Annotated in this window: 17 protein-coding genes; 10 read left to right on the top strand and 7 right to left on the bottom strand. The window is 63.7% G+C overall.

Annotation, left to right across the window (positions count from 1 at the left end; translation table 11 throughout):
- Positions 1–56: 56 nt before the first annotated feature.
- Positions 57–761 carry a trehalose operon repressor gene (treR, locus tag LQR33_RS00285; RefSeq protein ID WP_076227860.1) on the top strand — a complete coding sequence of 235 codons (705 nt, stop codon included), beginning with the start codon at positions 57–59 and terminating at the stop codon, positions 759–761.
- A gap of 221 nt (positions 762–982) precedes the next feature.
- Here treR and LQR33_RS00280 read toward each other — a convergent pair whose 3' ends face one another.
- Positions 983–1,609 (bottom strand): hypothetical protein, encoded by a 627-nt coding sequence (locus LQR33_RS00280; RefSeq protein ID WP_221663561.1) that lies wholly within the window; start codon positions 1,607–1,609, stop codon positions 983–985.
- A gap of 895 nt (positions 1,610–2,504) precedes the next feature.
- Here LQR33_RS00280 and treP point away from each other — a divergent pair.
- The 5 genes from treP to LQR33_RS00255 all read left to right on the top strand — a co-directional run bounded on the left by treP (position 2,505) and on the right by LQR33_RS00255 (position 9,205).
- Complete coding sequence (gene treP / locus LQR33_RS00275; RefSeq protein WP_231466960.1) at positions 2,505–3,959, top strand: PTS system trehalose-specific EIIBC component; 1,455 nt, start codon at positions 2,505–2,507, stop codon at positions 3,957–3,959.
- The gene (treC, locus tag LQR33_RS00270) at positions 3,952–5,601 is read left to right on the top strand and encodes an alpha,alpha-phosphotrehalase (protein ID WP_231466958.1); all 1,650 of its coding nucleotides are present in this window, start codon (positions 3,952–3,954) and stop codon (positions 5,599–5,601) included. The genes treP and treC overlap by 8 nt, the downstream gene beginning before the upstream one ends.
- 104 nt (positions 5,602–5,705) lie before the next feature.
- On the top strand, positions 5,706–6,974 hold the full coding sequence (locus LQR33_RS00265; RefSeq protein WP_231466956.1) for a carbohydrate porin: 1,269 nt from the start codon (positions 5,706–5,708) through the stop codon (positions 6,972–6,974).
- Positions 6,975–7,086: 112 nt separating this feature from the next.
- Complete coding sequence (locus LQR33_RS00260; protein ID WP_166438041.1) at positions 7,087–7,533, top strand: hypothetical protein; 447 nt, start codon at positions 7,087–7,089, stop codon at positions 7,531–7,533.
- A gap of 274 nt (positions 7,534–7,807) precedes the next feature.
- Complete coding sequence (locus LQR33_RS00255; RefSeq protein ID WP_021476537.1) at positions 7,808–9,205, top strand: amino acid permease; 1,398 nt, start codon at positions 7,808–7,810, stop codon at positions 9,203–9,205.
- Between the two features lie 55 nt (positions 9,206–9,260).
- On the opposite strand, the gene LQR33_RS00250 is transcribed toward LQR33_RS00255, so the two are convergent.
- The 5 genes from LQR33_RS00250 to LQR33_RS00230 all read right to left on the bottom strand — a co-directional run bounded on the left by LQR33_RS00250 (position 9,261) and on the right by LQR33_RS00230 (position 13,958).
- The gene (locus LQR33_RS00250; protein WP_231466954.1) at positions 9,261–9,920 is read right to left on the bottom strand and encodes a dihydrofolate reductase family protein; all 660 of its coding nucleotides are present in this window, start codon (positions 9,918–9,920) and stop codon (positions 9,261–9,263) included.
- A 118-nt stretch (positions 9,921–10,038) separates the two neighbouring features.
- A complete protein-coding gene (locus LQR33_RS00245; RefSeq protein ID WP_166438164.1) occupies positions 10,039–11,505 on the bottom strand; it encodes a DegQ family serine endoprotease in 1,467 nt (488 codons plus the stop codon).
- A gap of 128 nt (positions 11,506–11,633) precedes the next feature.
- On the bottom strand, positions 11,634–12,266 hold the full coding sequence (gene nth, locus LQR33_RS00240) for an endonuclease III (protein WP_166438043.1): 633 nt from the start codon (positions 12,264–12,266) through the stop codon (positions 11,634–11,636).
- Complete coding sequence (rsxB, locus tag LQR33_RS00235) at positions 12,263–13,036, bottom strand: electron transport complex subunit RsxB (RefSeq protein WP_221669046.1); 774 nt, start codon at positions 13,034–13,036, stop codon at positions 12,263–12,265. The genes nth and rsxB overlap by 4 nt, the downstream gene beginning before the upstream one ends.
- Before the next feature lie 25 nt (positions 13,037–13,061).
- Entirely contained in the window at positions 13,062–13,958 is an 897-nt protein-coding gene (locus LQR33_RS00230; protein ID WP_166438045.1) for a LysR substrate-binding domain-containing protein, read from the bottom strand.
- A 105-nt stretch (positions 13,959–14,063) separates the two neighbouring features.
- Between LQR33_RS00230 and LQR33_RS00225 the strand changes: the two genes are divergently transcribed.
- The 4 genes from LQR33_RS00225 (at position 14,064) to LQR33_RS00210 (ending at position 17,328) form a co-directional block, all read left to right on the top strand.
- Positions 14,064–14,378 (top strand): carboxymuconolactone decarboxylase family protein, encoded by a 315-nt coding sequence (locus LQR33_RS00225; RefSeq protein ID WP_166438046.1) that lies wholly within the window; start codon positions 14,064–14,066, stop codon positions 14,376–14,378.
- Between the two features lie 10 nt (positions 14,379–14,388).
- A complete protein-coding gene (locus LQR33_RS00220; RefSeq protein WP_166438047.1) occupies positions 14,389–14,793 on the top strand; it encodes a tautomerase family protein in 405 nt (134 codons plus the stop codon).
- Entirely contained in the window at positions 14,790–15,335 is a 546-nt protein-coding gene (locus LQR33_RS00215) for a DUF4865 family protein (RefSeq protein ID WP_166438048.1), read from the top strand. Before LQR33_RS00220 ends, LQR33_RS00215 begins: the two co-directional genes overlap by 4 nt.
- A 103-nt stretch (positions 15,336–15,438) precedes the next feature.
- On the top strand, positions 15,439–17,328 hold the full coding sequence (locus LQR33_RS00210; RefSeq protein WP_221663569.1) for a methyl-accepting chemotaxis protein: 1,890 nt from the start codon (positions 15,439–15,441) through the stop codon (positions 17,326–17,328).
- A gap of 54 nt (positions 17,329–17,382) precedes the next feature.
- Here the strand turns inward: LQR33_RS00210 and LQR33_RS00205 are convergent, their stop codons facing one another.
- Positions 17,383–18,093, bottom strand: a complete 711-nt coding sequence (locus LQR33_RS00205; RefSeq protein WP_231466952.1) for a class I SAM-dependent methyltransferase — start codon at positions 18,091–18,093, stop codon at positions 17,383–17,385.
- Positions 18,094–18,238: the final 145 nt, after the last annotated feature.

Below are 18,238 nucleotides of genomic sequence, written 5' to 3'. Positions count from 1 at the left end.
CTTGCTAAGGTAGGGCCTCGCCGCGCAGGGGCCGCGAGCACAAGAAGACAAACAACGTGAACAAATACCATCAAATCTATTCCGACATCGTCGCCGACATCGACAACCGGCGCTACGCCCAGGGCGAGCGCATCCCGTCAGAGTCCGAGCTGATGCACCACTACGACGCCAGCCGCGGCACCGTGCGCAAGGCGGTGGACATGCTGCAGGAGCGCGGCTATGTGCAGAAAATCCACGGCAAGGGCATGTTCGTGCTCAAGCCGGGCAATATCGAATTCCAGCTCAGCGGCATCGTCAGCTTCCAGGAAATGAACGAGCGCATGGGGCGCAAGGTGGTGTCGCGGGTGGCGGAGCTGGCGCAGCTGCCGGCCGACGCGGCGCTGGCCCAGGCCACCGGCCTGGCCGAGGGCACCGCCATGGTCAAGATCAAGCGGGTGCGCAATATCGACGGCGAGAACGTGATCCTGGACATCAACCACTTCGTCGCCGGCCTGGTGCCGGGCCTGAACGCGGACATCGCCGCCGGCTCCATCTACCGCTACATCGAGCAGGATCTGGGGCTGACCATCAGCTACGCCCAGCGCATCATCGAAGCCCAGCCCTGCAGCGACGACGACCGCCGCTACCTGGACCTGAACGGCATGGACCACGTGATCGTGGTCAAAAACCTGACCCACCTTTACGACGGACGGCTGTTCGAATACACCGAGTCGCGGCATCGGCTGGACAAGTTTTATTTTACGGATATTGCGAGGCGCTAGCATTTTCCCTCAGGGCGAGGGTGTGCAGAGTTTGTGTAACCGGACTTTGGGTGGGGAAGGGGCAGGCCACGTTTAATTTCATCTGGCTGAATTGATGGAAATTGTGGTCTACCCCCTATTTTGCGGACCTGCCGACCTACCTTTCAACCAACAAAGTGGTGGATCGCCTCTCTGAGGCATCCATCCTACGGGCTTTGTGATATTCAGGGTGGCGCGGTAGCTCAATGAACTTGATGTGTCTCGCAACGTTTGTCGGTTGATAATTCACCGCACAAATAGACAGATTTGACTAGGTAGCCGTTGGCAACCGACTGTCCCTTTATTAGCGACAGCATTTGTTCCATTTGATCTTTAGTGAAGCTTGTCACTCCACTTATCTCTGATTGGGGTACACGAAATTCTCTTTGGACGACGTAAAGAGCGTCACTCCCCTTTATTGCTTTGAAAAACATATTTACGCCAAAGTCTGCGCCTTTTTGTTTGCCGCAATAGATTTGAGCGTAAGCAACTGTGTACCCACCTTCTTGTTGTTCCTTTGGTCCATTAACTCTTACATGGTCACATGCTTCGCTCACGCGTGAAAACATTCCCTTTAAGAAAGATGAAGGTTCAGTAGTCTTTTGCTGGGGGAAGGACTGCGCAGTGAGTATATCCTTATGCGTTTCAATTTTTTGATCAGAGGGTATTTGCTCACGAAGCCATTGATCGCCATTGAATTTGTTTGTTACCTCTTGCCATGGCGTATCACTTGGGTATTGATCTAATATCAATTTCTCTCTTGTTTCCCCTGCGACCGTTGTCTGAGTAAATAGCGAAAACGTGAGAGCAATAAAGATTTTTAATTGCATGGCAATCTCTGTGGTTATTTTGTATGGTTAATTTTTTGAACTAAGCTAAGCTGCGCTGAAGGAACGTAGCGACTGAGAGAAACCAAAGGCGTAAATTTTGGTCGTCGGTTTAAGCAAATTGTTAGGCCGGTATGGTTTATTGCAATGTGAGAGTTGCATAGAACTTATCTAAGCGGTGAACCAACATTTCAAAGGCCAACTCTTTTCCCTGTTGTAGGATTCTTTGATTCTTGGGACCAAGCGTCTTAAACAGCCGGTGTCTGATGATACAGCCCCAAGCTCTTCTCCGTTTGATGCTTCAATCAGCATATATGTCCAATCAAGGTGTGTAACCTCTACGACCCCGCGTGCATTTGGTGCATGTAGAAGATCAGGGGAAAATCGATAGAGCGCTCTGTTTTCGGATGATTCAATGAGCTCTACTTGATGTGCAAACATGCTCATGGGAGTGCAGCCTAATGTTGGAGGTAAGGGGCGTGAAGCCTGCTTGCCGGCGTAGCATCCCTCTTGACCAAAAGGTTACCACGTACCCTTGATATAGTCATGAAATTGCAACTCGGCGGAACCCCCGGCTTTGCCGAGATTCCGCGCTTACCGCAGATGGTCTTTTGTAGGGGGATGCCCCGCAGGGACGATCCACCGTTGATTGCAGAACAGATGAATGAGACCGGCCCGGCGCGGAGTGATCCGCCTGGGCCTTTGCTTTTCCCTCTGTTGCGAAATGGCGGCAGTCGGTTTGACTTTTCGCAAACTCGTACATACGAGCGTTGACCATCTTGTATGTACGAGTTAATTTGCCCTTGATTGTCATGCAGACAATCGCCACGAACAGGCGGATTTCCGGCATTGTGCCGGAAGCGAATCCACCGCCGCGACAAGGGACAGGGGAGAGACGATGAGTCACGACTACCAAGCGATCGCCGCGCAGATACTGGAAAGCATCGGCGGCGCGGCCAATATCCGCCAGGCGGCGCACTGCCTCACCCGGCTGCGCATTTCATTGCTCGACGAATCCAAGGTGAACGGGGACGCGCTGCGCCAGGTGGCGCTGGTGAAGGGCCATTTCAGCAATGCCGGAGTGTTCCAGATCGTCATCGGCGCCGGCGACGTGGACCGCGTCTACGCCGAGATGGTGAAGCAGGGCGGCGTGGCGCGTGCCACCATCGCCGACGTCAAGGCCAGCGGCGACGCCAAGCAGAGTCGGCTGCAGCAGCTGGTCAAGGTGTTCTCGGACGTGTTCATGCCCATCCTGCCGGCCATCGTCATCGCCGGCTTGCTGATGGGAGCCAACAATCTGTTGGGCGCCAAGGGCATGTTCATCGAAGGCAAGAGCCTGCTGGACGCCTATCCAGGCCTGTCGGGCTTGTGGGGGCTGATCAATATGATGGCCAACACCTCTTTCGTGTTTTTGCCGGCGCTGGTGGGCTGGTCGGCCGCCAAGCGCTTTGGCGGCAGCGAGATTCTCGGCATCGTGCTGGGCCTGCTGCTGGTGCATCCGGACTTGCTCAACGCCTGGAGCTACGGCAAGGCCGCGGCCGGGCTGGATGGCGCGTCAGTGCCGTACTTCGACCTGTTCGGCCTGCATATCGAGAAGGTGGGCTACCAGGGCCAGATCCTGCCCATCCTGGCCGCTGCCTGGGTGATGTGCCGGGTCGAGCTGTGGCTGAAGCCCAGGGTGCCCAACGCGGTGCAGCTCTTGGTGGTGCCCATCGTCACCATCGCGGTCAGCGGCTTCCTGGCGCTGGCGGTGATCGGCCCGCTGGCCCGCCACCTGGGCATCGCCGTCACCGACGCGCTGGTTTACGTGTTCAACATGGCGCCGTGGCTGGGCGCGGCGCTGTTCGGCGCGCTGTACGCGCCGCTGGTGCTGACCGGCATGCACCACATGTTCATCGCGGTGGACCTGCAGCTGATCGCCAGCCAGGGCGGCACCTTCATCTGGCCGATGATCGCGCTGTCCAATATCGCCCAGGGCAGCGCCGCGCTGGCGATGTTCTGGCTGGCCAGGAACGCCAACGACAAGAATATGGCGTCCACTTCGGCGGTGTCGGCCTTCTTCGGCATCACCGAGCCGGCGATGTTCGGCGTCAATCTGCGCTACAAGCTGCCGTTTTACGCGGCGCTGGCCGGCTCGGCCTCGGCTGCGGTGCTGATCAGCCTGGGCCACGTCAAGGCGTCGGCGATCGGCGTGGGCGGCCTGCCGGCCTTCATCTCCATCATTCCGCAGCACATCCCGCTGTTCCTCGTGGGCACGCTGGTGGCCTTGATCCTGCCCTTCGGCCTGACCTGGCTGCTGGCGCGCCGCCAACTGGCCGCGGTTTCCCAAGACGAGGCCGCGCAGCATGCTTAAGGACATGAAACAGGCGGTGGTGTACCAGATCTACCCCAAGAGCTTCAGCAGCCATCGCAACCAAGCCACCGGCGACCTGTTGGGCGTGGTGGACCGGCTGGATTACCTGGCCTGGCTGGGGGTGGACTACCTGTGGCTGACGCCGTTCTATCGCTCGCCGCAGCACGACAACGGCTACGACGTCAGCGACTATTACAGCATCGATCCGGCCTACGGCAGCATGGCGGATTTCGAGCTGCTGCTGGCGGAGGCCAAGCGGCGCGGCATCGGCGTGATGCTGGACATCGTGGTCAACCACACCTCCACTGAACACGCCTGGTTCCGCGAGGCCTTGAAGGGCAGGGACAACCCCTACCGCGACTTCTACATCTGGCGCGACGCGCCCAATAACTGGCAGTCCAAATTCGGCGGCAACGCTTGGGAGAAGGATGATGCCAGCGGCCAGTATTACCTGCATCTGTTCGACAAGACCCAGGCCGATCTGAACTGGGAAAGCCCGGCATTGCGCCAGGCGGTGTTCGAGATGATGCGTTTCTGGCGCGACAAGGGCGTGGCCGGCTTCCGGCTGGATGTGATCAACCTGATCTCCAAGGACCCGGCGTTTTCCGAGGACGACAGCGACGGCCGCCATTTCTACACCGACGGCCCGCGCGTGCATGAATACCTGCAGCAGATGCACCGCGAGGTGTTCGATGGCCACGACTTGCTGACCGTGGGCGAGATGTCGTCCACCTCGCTGGAGCATTGCATCGCCTACAGCCGGCCGGAGCGGGGCGAGCTGAGCATGACCTTCAACTTCCACCATCTGAAGGTGGACTACCCGGACGGCGAGAAGTGGCGGCCGGGGACGGTGGATTTCATCGCGCTCAAGCGCATCCTGTCCGATTGGCAAAGCGGCATGCACGCCGGCGGTGGCTGGAACGCCTTGTTCTGGTGCAACCACGACCAGCCGCGCGCCTTGTCGCGCTTCGGCGACGATGGCCGCTATCGGACCGAGTCCGCCAAGATGCTGGCCACCGCGCTGCACGGGCTGCAGGGCACGCCCTATATCTACCAGGGCGAGGAGATAGCCATGGCTGATCCCGGCTTCGGCGACATCGGCCAGCTGCGCGACGTGGAAAGCCTGAACGCCTATCGGCAGTTGCTGGAAGAGGGCTTCTCCGATGACGACGCGATGGCGGTGATACGCCAGCGCTCGCGCGACAACGCCCGCACCCCGATGCAGTGGGACGACGGTCCGCACGCCGGCTTCAGCGCGGTCGAGCCGTGGCTGGCCGTGGCGGCGGCCGCGGCCGAGATCAATGTCGCCGCCGCCATCGGCGACAAGCATTCCGCGCTGCATCACTACCGGCGCTTGATCCAGCTGCGCAAGCAGTACCGGGTGTTCGCCGACGGCGATTACCGCTGTCTGACGCCGGACCACTCCAGCCTGTGGGTCTACACCCGCCGTTGCGATGACGAAATGCTGCTGGTGATCAACCACTTCGGCGCCGACAACATCCATTACCGGCCTCTGCCGGACGCCGTGCCGGAGGGCTGGACGCTGGAACTGCTGCTGTCCAACTACCCGCCGCATGTCGACGGCCAGCTGAGGCCCTGGCATTCGCTGCTGTACCGGGCCGCGCCGCCAAGCGTCTCTTAACCGCCCCCGCACCCAATACCGCTTTCATGCCGGCCGCCAGGCCGGCAGGGCGGAGCTTTGTCCGCGCCTGGCGCGCGACCATCTACAAGGATAAGGAGACAAGAATGAGGACGAAAACGATAAGCTGGCTGTGCGTGCTGCTGCCGCTGGGGCATGGCCTGCCGGCCTGGGCGGAGGATGCGCCCGCCGCCGCGCCGGCGCCGCAGATTGGCGCCGAGCAACTGAGCGGCGCGGTGAAGAAGGCGCTGGACGACATGGGCTTCCAGTTTGACGGCTATCTGCGCAGCGGCTTCTACGGCAGCGCCGGCGACAATCTGCCCAAGGGCCAGTACCAGCTGGGCGGCGATCTGCAGCACTACCGTCTGGGCAACGAAGGCGACACCTATATCGAGTTCGGCGTCGGCAAGAAATGGACGCTGGGCAACGGCGTCAGCTGGGGCGCTTATGTTATGCCCACCATCTACAACGGCAAGACCAGCGCCTCGCAGGTCTATGGCTACATCAGCGGGCTGGAATTCGCGCCCAACCTGACGCTGTGGGCCGGCCAGCGCTACCACCGCGTCCAGGACATCCACATCCTGGACAACTGGCTGATGCAGGATGGCGACAACTACGGCGCCGGCGTGGACGGTATCGCTGTCGGCAAGGCCAAGCTGAACCTGTCGGTGTCCTCGTCCGGCAGCTACGCCAACAACAATGCCACCCCCAACAACGCGCGCCGCGCCAACTTCCAGCTGACCGGCATAGAGACCAACCCCGGCGGCAAGCTGACCTTGACTGGCGCGGCGATAGGAGGCGATTTCGCCATCGGCAAGCCCGGCGCGGCGCTGGGCCTGCTGCACAATCAAAAGGATTTCCTGGCTCAGGGCGTCAACAATTCGCTGTTTCTGCAAACGTCCACCGGCCACGCCTCGCTGTCCGGCCAGTTCTACAATCTGGACAGCAGCGGCGCGGCGCAGGCCGGCGCGCGGCAGAACCGCGTCGCCGAAGTGGTGGACTGGCAGCGCGGACGCTTTGGCGGCCAGGCGGTGCTGGGCTGGCAGACGACGGCGCCGGACAACGCCGCCAAGTACCGCGATTCAACCCTTGGCGGCCGCTTGTCCTACGGCGTGGCGGCCAACGTCAAATTGCTGACCGAGATCGGCCTGACCCGGCGCAATGCCGACGATCAGCCGGCGCAGCAGCTGAACAAGGCGACGCTAGCGGTGGCGTTCTCGCCCAATACCGACTTCTGGACTCGGCCGGAACTGCGGGTTTACGCCAGCCATTACAACTGGAACAACGCGGCGGCGCAGGCCAATCTGACCACCTTCGCCGCCAATGGCCGCACCCACGCCAATACCTTCGGCGTGCAGCTGGAGGCGTGGTGGTAAGCGCGGCTTGAGCGGTTTTGCAAACGATTGTTTACGGTGCCGCGGCGAGAGTCGCGGCACTTTGTCGTTTGGGGGGAGTCTGTCTGGCATGACGAAATATCGGGAGAGGGCGATGAGCGGTTTGCTGACGGGCGGTTTGGCCGCCTTGCTGTTGGTTTCCGGCTTGGCCTGGGCGGATATCGGCGACTCCGCGGCATCGGCGCCTCGCGTCCGGCTGGAGTGTCTGCCCGACGGCGACGGCGCCGACTGGCATGGCTGGCTGGCCGCCAGGCTGGCGCTGCGCGGGCTGGAGGAGGGGCCGCCGCCGGGCTGGCGGCTGTGTTTCGCCGAGGAGCAGCGGCAGCAGTGGGTGGATCAACCGATGGATTGGCGTTACGACGGTTACTGGCGGCAGCCGCCGTACCGGCTGGAGCAGTGGGCCGAGCTCAGCCTGACGGTGAAGGGCGAGGATGGCGCGGTATTGTGGAGCGGCCGGGAGCGGCTGGGCGATGGCGACAACCGCCGCGCCAAGCTGGAGCAGGCCGTCCGCAGGCTGGTGGACAGGATGCCGCTGCCGTGATTGGTTTTTATTATGACTATTGATTATTTTCTTGTAAGCTATTGGTGTTTTCCCGTATTGTGACCGCAGCCTCCTGCGGTAGTATCGATGGCCTCCGCGAGCATGGCCTGCACATGGCAGACAAGACAGGGCAGCCGCAGAGGGACAAATCAGATCACAACAGCCGAATCCGAGTATGAGGCGCCCGCCTGGACCGCGGGCGTCTTGTCGTTTCAGCGCCGCCGCCATGTACGGCGGCGCGGGCCGGTGCGGGCAAGATACGGGATAGTAGACAATGAGTTTGATGCGCAAGAAGAGCGTGCAAGGCATGTTGGCCGCCGCTCAGACTTCGCGCGGATTGAGAAAAGAGCTCTCCGCGTTCGACCTTACCATGCTGGGCATCGGCGCCATCATCGGCACCGGGATTTTCGTGCTCACCGGCACCGGCGCCACCATCGCCGGCCCCGGCCTGGTGCTTTCCTTCGTCATCAGCGCCTTCGCCTGCGGCTTCGCGGCGATGTGCTATGCCGAATTCGCTTCCATGCTGCCGATTTCCGGCTCCACCTACACCTACGCTTACGCCACGCTGGGCGAACTGATCGCCTGGATCATAGGCTGGGACCTGCTGCTGGAATACCTGCTGGCCTCGTCGGCGGTGTCGGTCGGCTGGTCCGGCTACTTCCAGAGCCTGCTGTCCGGTTTCGGCGTCACGCTGCCGCAGGCGCTCACCGCCGCCGCCGGCTCGGTGCCGGGCAAGGAAACCTTGTTCAATCTGCCGGCCTTTTGCATCGCGATGATCATCACCGCGCTGCTGGCCTTCGGCATCAAGGAATCCAAGCGCGTCAACAACATCGTGGTGCTGATCAAGGTGGCGGTGGTGGTGCTGTTCATCGCCATCGGGGTGTGGCACGTGAAGCCTGCCAACTGGGAGCCGGCGCTGCCGTTCGGCTTCTCCGGCGTGTTCCACGGCGCGGCCATCGTGTTCTTCAGCTTCATCGGCTTCGACGCGGTCACCTGCGCGGCTGAAGAAGTGAAGAACCCGGCCAAGGACATTCCGCGCGGCGTGATCTGGTCGCTGGCGGTGTGCTCTATCCTGTACGTGGTGGTGGCCGCCATCATGACCGGCATCGTGCCCTATATGCAGTTCGCCGGCGTCGACCACCCGGTGTCGCTGGCGCTGCAAGTGGCCAAGCTGGACTGGTTCGCGGGCTTCGTCGATCTGGGCGCCATCCTGGGCATGATGACGGTGATCCTGGTGATGACCTACGGCCAGACCCGCATCCTGTTCGCGATGAGCCGCGACGGCCTGCTGCCCAAGATCTTCTCCGAGGTGAACCCGAAGTATGGCACCCCATACAAGGCCACCTGGCTGATCGGCACCATCATCGCGCTGCTGGCGGGCTTTGTGCCTCTGCACACGCTGGCCGAGCTGGTGAACATCGGCACGCTGGCGGCGTTCGCGCTGATCGCGCTGTCGGTGATCGTGCTGCGCAAGCGCGAGCCGGACCTGCCGCGCAAGTTCGTCTGCCCGGCGGTGCCTACCATCCCGGCGCTGGCCATCCTGTGCTGCGGCTTCCTGATGACCCAGCTGTCGCTGTTGACCTGGACCTGCTTCGCCGCCTGGCTGATCATCGGCCTGGTGGTGTACTTCGGGTACTCGCGGCGCAACTCGTTGTTGCACAATCCGGCCTGATCCGGGCAGTGTTCGGATAAAGCGGAGCCCATGGGCTCCGCTTTTTGTTTCCGCCTCAGGCTGGCTCGCAGAGTCGGCGCAGCAGCAGGTGGGAGGCCCGCTCGCCCGGCACTAGCTCCTCGCACTGGTAGCCGAGCGCGGGAAGATCCAGCCCGGCGAACAAGGCTTCGCCGCTTCCCAGCAGCGTGGGCGCGATGGCCAGGTGCAGCTCGTCGATCAGGCCGGCGCGCAGGTATTGCCGCACCGCGTCGACGCCGCCGCCCAGCCTCACGTCCCGGCCGCCGGCCGCTTTGCGGGCCCGCTCCAGGGCCGAGAGGACGCCATCGGATACGAAGTGGAAAGTCGTTCCACCCTTCATGACGAGAGTGGGGCGTGGATGATGGGTCAGCACGAACACTTGCGTGTGGTAGGGCGGCTCCTCGCCCCACCACCCCTTCCATTCCAGATCCGGCCATGGCCCGCGCAGCGGGCCGAACATATTGCGTCCCAATATCCATGCGCCGACATTGTCGAAACCCCGTTCGATGAAGCCATTGTCCACTCCAGTCTCGCCGCCTATGCCGCCGCCGTGCAGGCGCTGGAAGGCGGCGGTGGCGAACGCCCACTGGTGCAGCGCCATGCCGCCGATGCCCAGCGGGTGGTCGAGGCTTTGCGCCGGTCCCGCGCCGAAACCGTCTATGGACAGGGAAAAGCAGGCTACGCGCAGCTTGCCCATCGCATCCTCCCTCCGCGCTCGGCGGAAAGCGTTTGTCATGCCGGATTTATAGACGGTTTGCGATGGACAAAAAAACGCCGCCCGGAAGGCGGCGTTTTCCGTCGGAGCGGGGCAAGGCTCAGTCGGTGCGCAGCGCGATGTAGAGCACCGCCTCGCCGCGGCGCACCAGCAGCGCGGCGTGGCCGCCGGCGCCGGCCAGCGCTTTTTCGAAGGCGTTGATGCTGGTGATGTCGTTCTGGTTCAGCCCCAGGATGATGTCGCCGGGCATCAGGCCGGAGCGCGCGGCCGGGCCTTGCGATTTCTGGATCAGCAGGCCGCCACGGATGCCGAGGTCGGCGCGCTGGTCGGTCGTCAGCTCGCTCAGCGTCAGGCCCAGCTTGCCGAATTGGTAGCCCTGCGGCGAGTTGTCGCTGGCCGGCTTCGTGGTGTTGCCCGGCTCCGGCGCCTGTTCCACCAGCGTGGCTTCCATCGTCTTCTCGAAGCCCTTGCGCCACACCACCAGCTTGATCTTGGTGCCGGGGCCCAGCGAGCCCACCAGCATCGGCAGGTCCTTGGAGCTGTCGATGGACTGGTTGTTGAGCTTCAGGATGATGTCGCCGGCTTGCAGGCCGGCCTTGGCGGCAGGACCCTTGGGATCGACGCGCACCACCAGCGCGCCGGACGGGCGCTGCAGGCCGAACGATTGCGCCAGCTCCTGGGTCACTTCCTGAATGTTGACGCCCAACTGGCCGCGGCTGACCTTGCCCTTGGTCTTCAGCTGGTCGGCCACCTGCATCGCCAAATCGATGGGAATGGCGAAGGAAATGCCCATGAAGCCGCCGGAGCGGCTGTAGATCTGCGAGTTGATGCCGACCACTTCGCCGCGCAAGTTGAACAGCGGGCCGCCGGAGTTGCCGGGGTTGATCGCCACGTCGGTCTGGATGAAGGGCACCAGCGTCTCGTCCGGCAGGCTGCGGCCTTTGGCGGAGACGATGCCGGCGGTGACGGTGTTGTCGAAGCCGAACGGCGCGCCGATGGCGGCCACCCATTCGCCTACCTTGAGATCGGCCGGGTTGCCTATCTTGGCCACCGGCAGGTCGGCCGCGGCCACCTTCAGCAGCGCGACGTCGCTGCGCTTGTCCAGGCCCATCAGCTTGGCGCGCAGTTCGCGCTTGTCGGTCAGCGTGACGCGAATCTGGCCGCCGTCGGCCACCACGTGGGCATTGGTCAGGATGAAGCCGTCGCTGCTGATGATGAAGCCGGAGCCGTAGGACACGCTTTCCTCCGGTCCTTGCTCCTGCTGGGGCGGCTGATTGGGCATGAAGCGGCGGAAGAAGTCGTACAGCGGGTCGTCTTCCGGCACTGGGAAGGGCATGTTGCCGCTTTGCTGCGGAGCGGCTCCGCCGCCTTCGCGGGTGGCCTGGATGTTGACCACGGCCGGGCCGTCGCGGCTGACCAGCTGAGTGAAGTCGGGCAGCAGCATGGCTACGCGGCCGTCCTGCTGGGCAGGAATGGCGACGGGGGCTGGCTGGCTGCTGCCTTTGACAAACTGCTCGATCCTGTCGCAGCCGGACAGTAACGACGCCGCGAGCAGGGCGCCGGCCATGATGCGAAGACTCGTTGTCACAGGCAATCCTCTTGGTAGCTGGCTGATTCGAAAAGGCATATTGGGGCGAACTGTGGAATATACAAGCCGTTTTCTGTCATCGATATCGAATTTCGACTCTATTTTTATCATAACGGTTTTGCCGGGTATTCGCAGAGGTCCGCGATCACGCAGCGGTGGCATTCCGGCTTCCTGGCCTTGCATACGTAGCGCCCCAGCAGGATCAGCCAGTGATGCGCGTCCAGCTTGAATTCGGCGGGCACGAAACGCTCCAGCTTGTCCTCCACCTCGCGCACGTCCTTGCCCGGCGCGATGCGGGTGCGGTTGGACACGCGGAAGATATGGGTGTCCACCGCGATGGTGGGCTGGCCGAAGGCGGTGTTGAGCACCACGTTGGCGGTCTTGCGGCCGACCCCGGGCAGGGCCTCCAGCGCCTCGCGCGTCTGCGGCACCTCGCCGCCGTGTTTTTCCAGCAGCAGCCTGCAGGTGGCGATCACGTTCCTGGCCTTGGTCTTGTACAGGCCTATGGTCTTGATGTATTCGGTCAGGCCTTCCTCGCCCAGCGCCAGCATCGCGGTTGGAGTGTTGGCCACCGGGTACAGCCGGCGCGTCGCCTTGTTGACGCCGACGTCGGTCGCCTGGGCCGACAGCAGCACCGAGATCAGCAGCTCGAACGGCGTCGTATATTCCAGTTCGGTGGTCGGGTGCGGGTTGTCGTCGCGCAGGCGGCGGAAGATTTCTTGGCGTGTGGCGGCGTTCACTCTTTGTCCTTGTCTGCTTCTTGCTGGGCGGCCTTCATGGCGGCGGCGCGCTCCATCGCGGCGCGTATCACCGCCATCTTGTCGGCGGACGCGGTGGCGGCCACCGGCGCCTGTTGCTTGGCGCGCTCCATCGCCTTGCGGATCAGCTCGTTCTTGTCGGCGGCGCTCGCGGCGGCTGTGGGGGCCTGGCTGGCTGCAGGCGCGGTAGACGATGCGGGCGCGGCCACCGCAGCGCGCTCGGCCAGGCGCTTGGCTTTGTCGGCGGCGTCGCGGTCCTTGCGCGCCTGGCGGGCGTCGTAGCGCTTGCGAGCCAGGGCGGCGCGCGCCATCACCCGTTCGCGTTCGCCGTCGGCCGGATCGGCTACCGGGACGAGGTCGATGCAATCGACCGGACAGGGCGCCAGGCACAGTTCGCAGCCGGTGCATTCGTCGGCGATCACGGTGTGCATCTGCTTGGCCGCGCCGACGATGGCGTCCACCGGACAGGCCTGGATGCACAGCGTACAGCCGATGCAGCTGTCTTCGCGGATCACGGCCAGCGCGCGCGGCTTGGGCTGCGGGCCGGCGGGGTCGAAGGGGATGGCCGGCTGGCCCAGCAGCTCCGCCAGCGCCCGGATGCCGTCCTCGCCGCCCGGCGGGCAGCGGTTGATCGGGTCGCGGCCTTCCGCCAGCGCTTCCGCGTACGGGCGGCAGCCGGCGTGGCTGCATTGTCCGCACTGGGTCTGGGGCAGCAGGGCGTCGATCCGTTCGACGAGACTGATCACGGGCATGCTTCGAATTCCGCTTCAAAAACCGTTAATTATCGATGTTAAGCGCCTCCGCTTCAACACCCGGGGCGGTCAATTGCGCCAGCAGAATGTCGTGCAGCCGCTGCGCCGGGGCTGCGGGACGGGATTCGGCGCGGCACAGCAGCAGGTCGATGGCGGGCAGAGGCGGCAGGTCGTGCAGGGCCGGGTCCAGTATCCGCAGGCCGGACGGCAGCTGGATGGCGGTGCGGGCGGTGACGCCCAGCCCGGCGCGCACCGCCGACCACAGTCCGGCCAAGCTGCTGCCGCTGGCCGCCATGCGCCAGGGGCGGCCAGCCCGGTCCAGAGCGCCGCATGCCTGGGCGCGGATGACGCAGGGCGGATCGAACAGCGCCAGCGGAAGCGGGCCGGGCGCGAGCTGGCCGCTGGCCGGACCAATCCAGTGCACGGCGTAGCGGCCGATGGCGGCGCTGTGCGGGGCGCGTGGACCTGAATCCCAAGCCAGCGCCAGATCCAGCTCCCCGGCCATCACCAACTGCTGCAATTCCTGGCTGCGGGCCACCCGCATCTCCACCCGGACGTCGGAACAGGCGCGGGCGAAGCGCCCCAGCGCCTGCGGCAGCAGGCCCTCGCCGAAGTCCTCGGCCAGGCCCAGGCGCACGCAGCCGGCCAGCGAAGCGCCGCGCGTCGCTTCCACCGCCTCGTCGTTCAGTTCCAGCAGCCGGCGGGCGTAGGACAGCAGCACTTCGCCGGCGGGCGTCAGCTCCAGGCCGCGGCCGCTCTTGCGCAGGATGGCCACGCCGGCCTGCTCCTCCAGCTTTTTCATCTGGGCGCTGACGGCAGAGGTGGAGCGGCCCAGCCTGTCGGCGGCGCGGGCGAAGCTGCCCAGCTCTACGCCGCTGGCCAGGCTGGCCAGCACGTCCAGATCCAATAAAGTTCGTCTCATGATGATAATCCTGAAATTTGGAACTATTTGTAAAAATATATCTGATTTTAAGGATTGTGTGATTGGTTTACAGTGCAATGGCCATCCCAATCCAAGGAGCCAGGAATGTTTACCCACAGAAATGCCATGCCCCGGCTGGCCCCCAAACTGGCGGAATTGACCAGCCAGGTCTTGTTCGACGATGTCTGGCGGCGGCCGGGCTTGAGTCCGCGCGAACGCAGCCTGGCCACCATTGCCGCCCTGATCGGCCAAGCCCGGCCGCATGCGCTGGACTTCCACTTGCGCCGCGGCTTGGAGAACGGCTTGAGCGCTGAAGAACTGGGCGAGCTGCTGACCCACCTGGCCTTCTATGTCGGCTGGCCATCCGCCACCGCCGCGCTTGAGCAATTGGACGCGGTTTTGACCCCGCAAGCTGAATAAGGAGAACGCCATGCCCTATGCCCGCATTTCCCTGCGCAAAGGCAAGCCGCCGCAATACCTGCGCGCGCTGGCCGACGGCATTCATCAAGCCATGGTGGAGTGCATCGCCGTGCCGCCCAAGGATCGTTTCCAAGTGATCCATCAGCATGAGGCCGAAGAGATGATCATCGATCCGGATTACGGCGGCGGCCCGCGTTCCGACGACTTCGTGCTGGTGACGCTGCATCTGGGGCGGCCGCGGACTAAAGAGGCCAAGGCGGCGCTCTATGCCAGGATGGCCGAACGCTTGAGCGCGTCGCCGGGCCTGGCGCCCGCCGATCTGATGGTGGTGTTGATTGATGGCGAGATGGACAACTGGTCGTTCAGCCATGGCCGCCAGGCGTCGCAATTGCCGCCGGAGGCACTGCGGCCATGATAGCCATGCGCTACCGGATCGCGCTGCCGGCCGATTATCCGATGGAAATCATCGAGCGCCGCATCGCCGAGCGCGGCCATCTGACCGACGGTCTGCCGGGGCTGGGCCTCAAAGCCTATTTGTACAGCCGCGCGGGCGAGGATGGCGCGGCGGCGAACGCCTACGCGCCGTTCTACCTGTGGCGAACTTCCGAAGGTATGCGCGACTTCCTATCCGGCCCGGGTTTTGCCGCGCTGTGCGCGTCGTTTGGCAGGCCGGCGGTGGAGAGCGCGTTTGCCTGGTTCGGCCAATGGAGCGGCGACGTGGCTGAGGCTCGCTATGCGATGGTGGAGAAGCTGCCGATGGCGGCTTCGACGGGCATGGGTGCGCTGATAGACGTTCAGGAAGGCTGGCGCGGCGGTGAGGATGTGCTGGCTGTCGCCGCAGCCTTCGATCCCGCGAGCTGGACCTTGGTCCGCCTGAGCTTGTCGCGACGCCCGTTCGAGCCCGATGGAGGCGGCGCGCGCGAGCTTTACCGGGTGGGCCGGGTGTCGCTTGGCTAGCAGGGCTGGTCGGGCGGTTTTTGTAAAAAAATGAACAAGATGGCTTGGACGTATGTACAGGTGCGCTATGGTGAAAATACTCACTTTCCCCAGGCAGCCTGTCATGAAAATCGCTCACAAAGCCGGCCTGATTTCCGCGCTGGTGCTGGCCGCCACCTTGTCCACGCTGTCGTGGCTGCAATACCTGAGCGTCGCCGACAGCATACGCAGCGGCAAGGAGCAGGAGGTGGTCCAGACCAGCCAGGTGCTGGCCGAGCAGATCGCCAACTGGCTGAACGGCAAGTTGGCGCAAATCCAGCTGATGTCGGAGACCATAGATTCCAATTTCAGCGGCGAGCGCATCTTGGAAGTGTTCCAGCGCCCGATGCTGAAGAAGGAATTCAAGCTGATCTTCGGCGGGCTGGATACCGACGGCAAGAAGATCTCCAACGATTCGTCGTGGAATCCGCCGCCGACCTGGGACGCCCGTAAGCGGCCGTGGTACCCGGTGGCCAAGGCCGCCGCCGGGGTCGGCCTGACCGACCCCTACCCTGACGCCGCGTCCGGCGAGATCCTGATTTCGGTGGTGGCCAAGCTGACCGACAAGGGCGCGTTCAAAGGCGCTTTCGGCGGCGATTTGAGCCTGAAGTCGGTGTCGGACGCGCTGAATACCGCTACGTTCAACGGCGCGGGCTACGCCTTTCTGCTGTCGTCCGACGGCAAGATCATCAGCCATCCCGACGCCAAGCTGAACGGTAAGAGCGTCGCCGAGCTGTTCGGCGGCACCGCGCCTACGCTGGATGACAAAGTGCAGGAGCTCGAGGTCGGGGGCAAGCGGCTAATGGTGGCCTTCCACCCGCTGGACCGTCTGCAGCCGGCCAAGTGGCTGGTGGGGGTGGTGCTGGACGAGGACAAGGTGATGGCCGAAGCCAGGCAGATAGGCTGGCGCGGCTTCTGGGGCGCGGTGATCGGCGTGGTGCTGAGCATGGCGATATTGAGCACGCTGATGCAGCAAATACTGCGCCGCCCGTTGCAGCAGCTGAAGTTGTCGCTGGCCGAGCTCAACAGCGGCAACGGCGACCTGACCCGCCGCGTAGACGAATCGTCCAATGACGAGTTCGGCGAAGTGGCGCGGGAGCTGAACCGTTTCATCGCCTATCTGCAGCGGCTGATCGGCGATATCCGCCAGATCGCGACCCGGGTTTCCCAGGGTGCCGAACAAAGCGCCGGAGAGGCGCGTCAGAGCAGCGGCGAGGCCAGCCGGCTGCAGCAGGAGCTGGAGCAATTGGTGGCGGCCATCCGCCAGATGGCCGAAGCCGCCGGAGAGATGACGTCCAGCGCCGGCGCGGTGGCCGAGTCCGCGCGGCTGGCGCATGAGGAGACCGGCAGCCGGGTGTCGCTGGTGACCCAATCCAGCCAGTCGATACGCCGTCTGGCCGACACGCTGGATGAAACCTCCCGCTCGATGAACGAGCTGGCCGAGTTCAGCAAGAACATCGAGTCCATCGTCCGGGTGATCACCGGCGTGGCCGAGCAAACCAATCTGCTGGCCTTGAACGCTGCGATCGAGGCGGCGCGGGCCGGGGAGATGGGGCGCGGCTTCGCGGTGGTGGCGGACGAGGTGCGCAAGCTGGCGTCGCAGACTCAGCAGGCGACGCAGGAGATCCGCACCATGATAGAGCAGTTGCAGCGCGGGGTCGGGGAGGCGAGGCAGAAGATGGATGAAAGCCGCGAGCGCGCCAGCAGCACTGTGAAGGACGCCGAGCAGATCAGCGAGATGCTGCTGCGCATCCAGGACGTGATTTCCGACATCAACGCCAAGAACGGCGAGATCGCAGGCGCGGTCGACCGCCAGAGCCGGATGACGCAGGAAATAAACGACAGTGCCGGCAATATCCAGCACATCGGCCAACGCGTCAGCGACGCGGCCCAGGTGCAGCTGCAGCACTGCAACGACACTGCAGCCGACGTGGCCGAGCAGGACAAGATGATAGGGCGGTTCCGGCTGGAGTGAGCCGGGGCGTAGTTGCAAACAGCGGCGGAAGCCCGATATCGCCGGGCTTCCGCCCTATTTTTTGCGCGCCAGCATCGTCATCAGAAAGTCCTTGCCGAACAGCTGGCTGGATGCGGGCATCTCCCGCATCGGCGCGATGGTCTCTATTTCCAGCCATGGCGACCATAACTCGCGCAAGCGCCGTTCGTCGTACCCCAGCCCGCCGCCCAGGCTGTTTTTCTCGTATACCTCGGCGTCGTTGAATCCGCTGCCGCCCGACGGCGCGAAGCACACCAGGCCGAAATGACCGCCCGGTCTCAGCATGCGGGCGACGCGCGCCATGTATTGATGGCGGCGATGCGGAGCGAGGTGATGGAAGCAGCCGCCGTCGTAGACCAGATCGGCCGTACCTTCCTCGAATGGAAACTCGAATACCGAGGCCTGGATGATTTCGACGCGCTGCCCGCTGGCGGCGACGCGCTCGCGGGCCCAGGCGATGGCGGATTCGGAGAAGTCCACGGCCCGAACGCGAAATCCCTTGCCGGCCAGGTGCAAGGCGTTGCGGCCGTGGCCGCAGCCCAGGTCTATGGCTAGTCCCGGCGCAATGCGGCCAGCATCCAGCCAGCCTGCGAGGTTTTCGTCCGGCGCGTCGACGAAGAAGGGGCAGGGGCGTTGCCGATTCGCGTAGAACGACGGCCATTTCTCATTAGCGCTGTCGAGGAGAGCGTCAAGGCGAGCCAGTTCTGTTTCATTCAGGGTAGTGAAGTCTGGCGGGGAAGGCGTCATTGGCTACAGGCTTTCATTTGGAGGTTGCAGGTTTTTGCCATGTGTTTGCCAGAGGGGGACAAGTCTGCGGGCGGAGCTGGCATTCCGAGGGCTTGGGCCAACATTGGCGGAAAGCCTGGGAAGCCATTCTTCCCTATGCGGGGGC

The sequence above is a fragment of the Chromobacterium piscinae genome (assembly GCF_021129175.1).
GTDB lineage: Bacteria > Pseudomonadota > Gammaproteobacteria > Burkholderiales > Chromobacteriaceae > Chromobacterium > Chromobacterium piscinae.
This window is presented reverse-complemented; position numbering and strand designations above follow the sequence as displayed.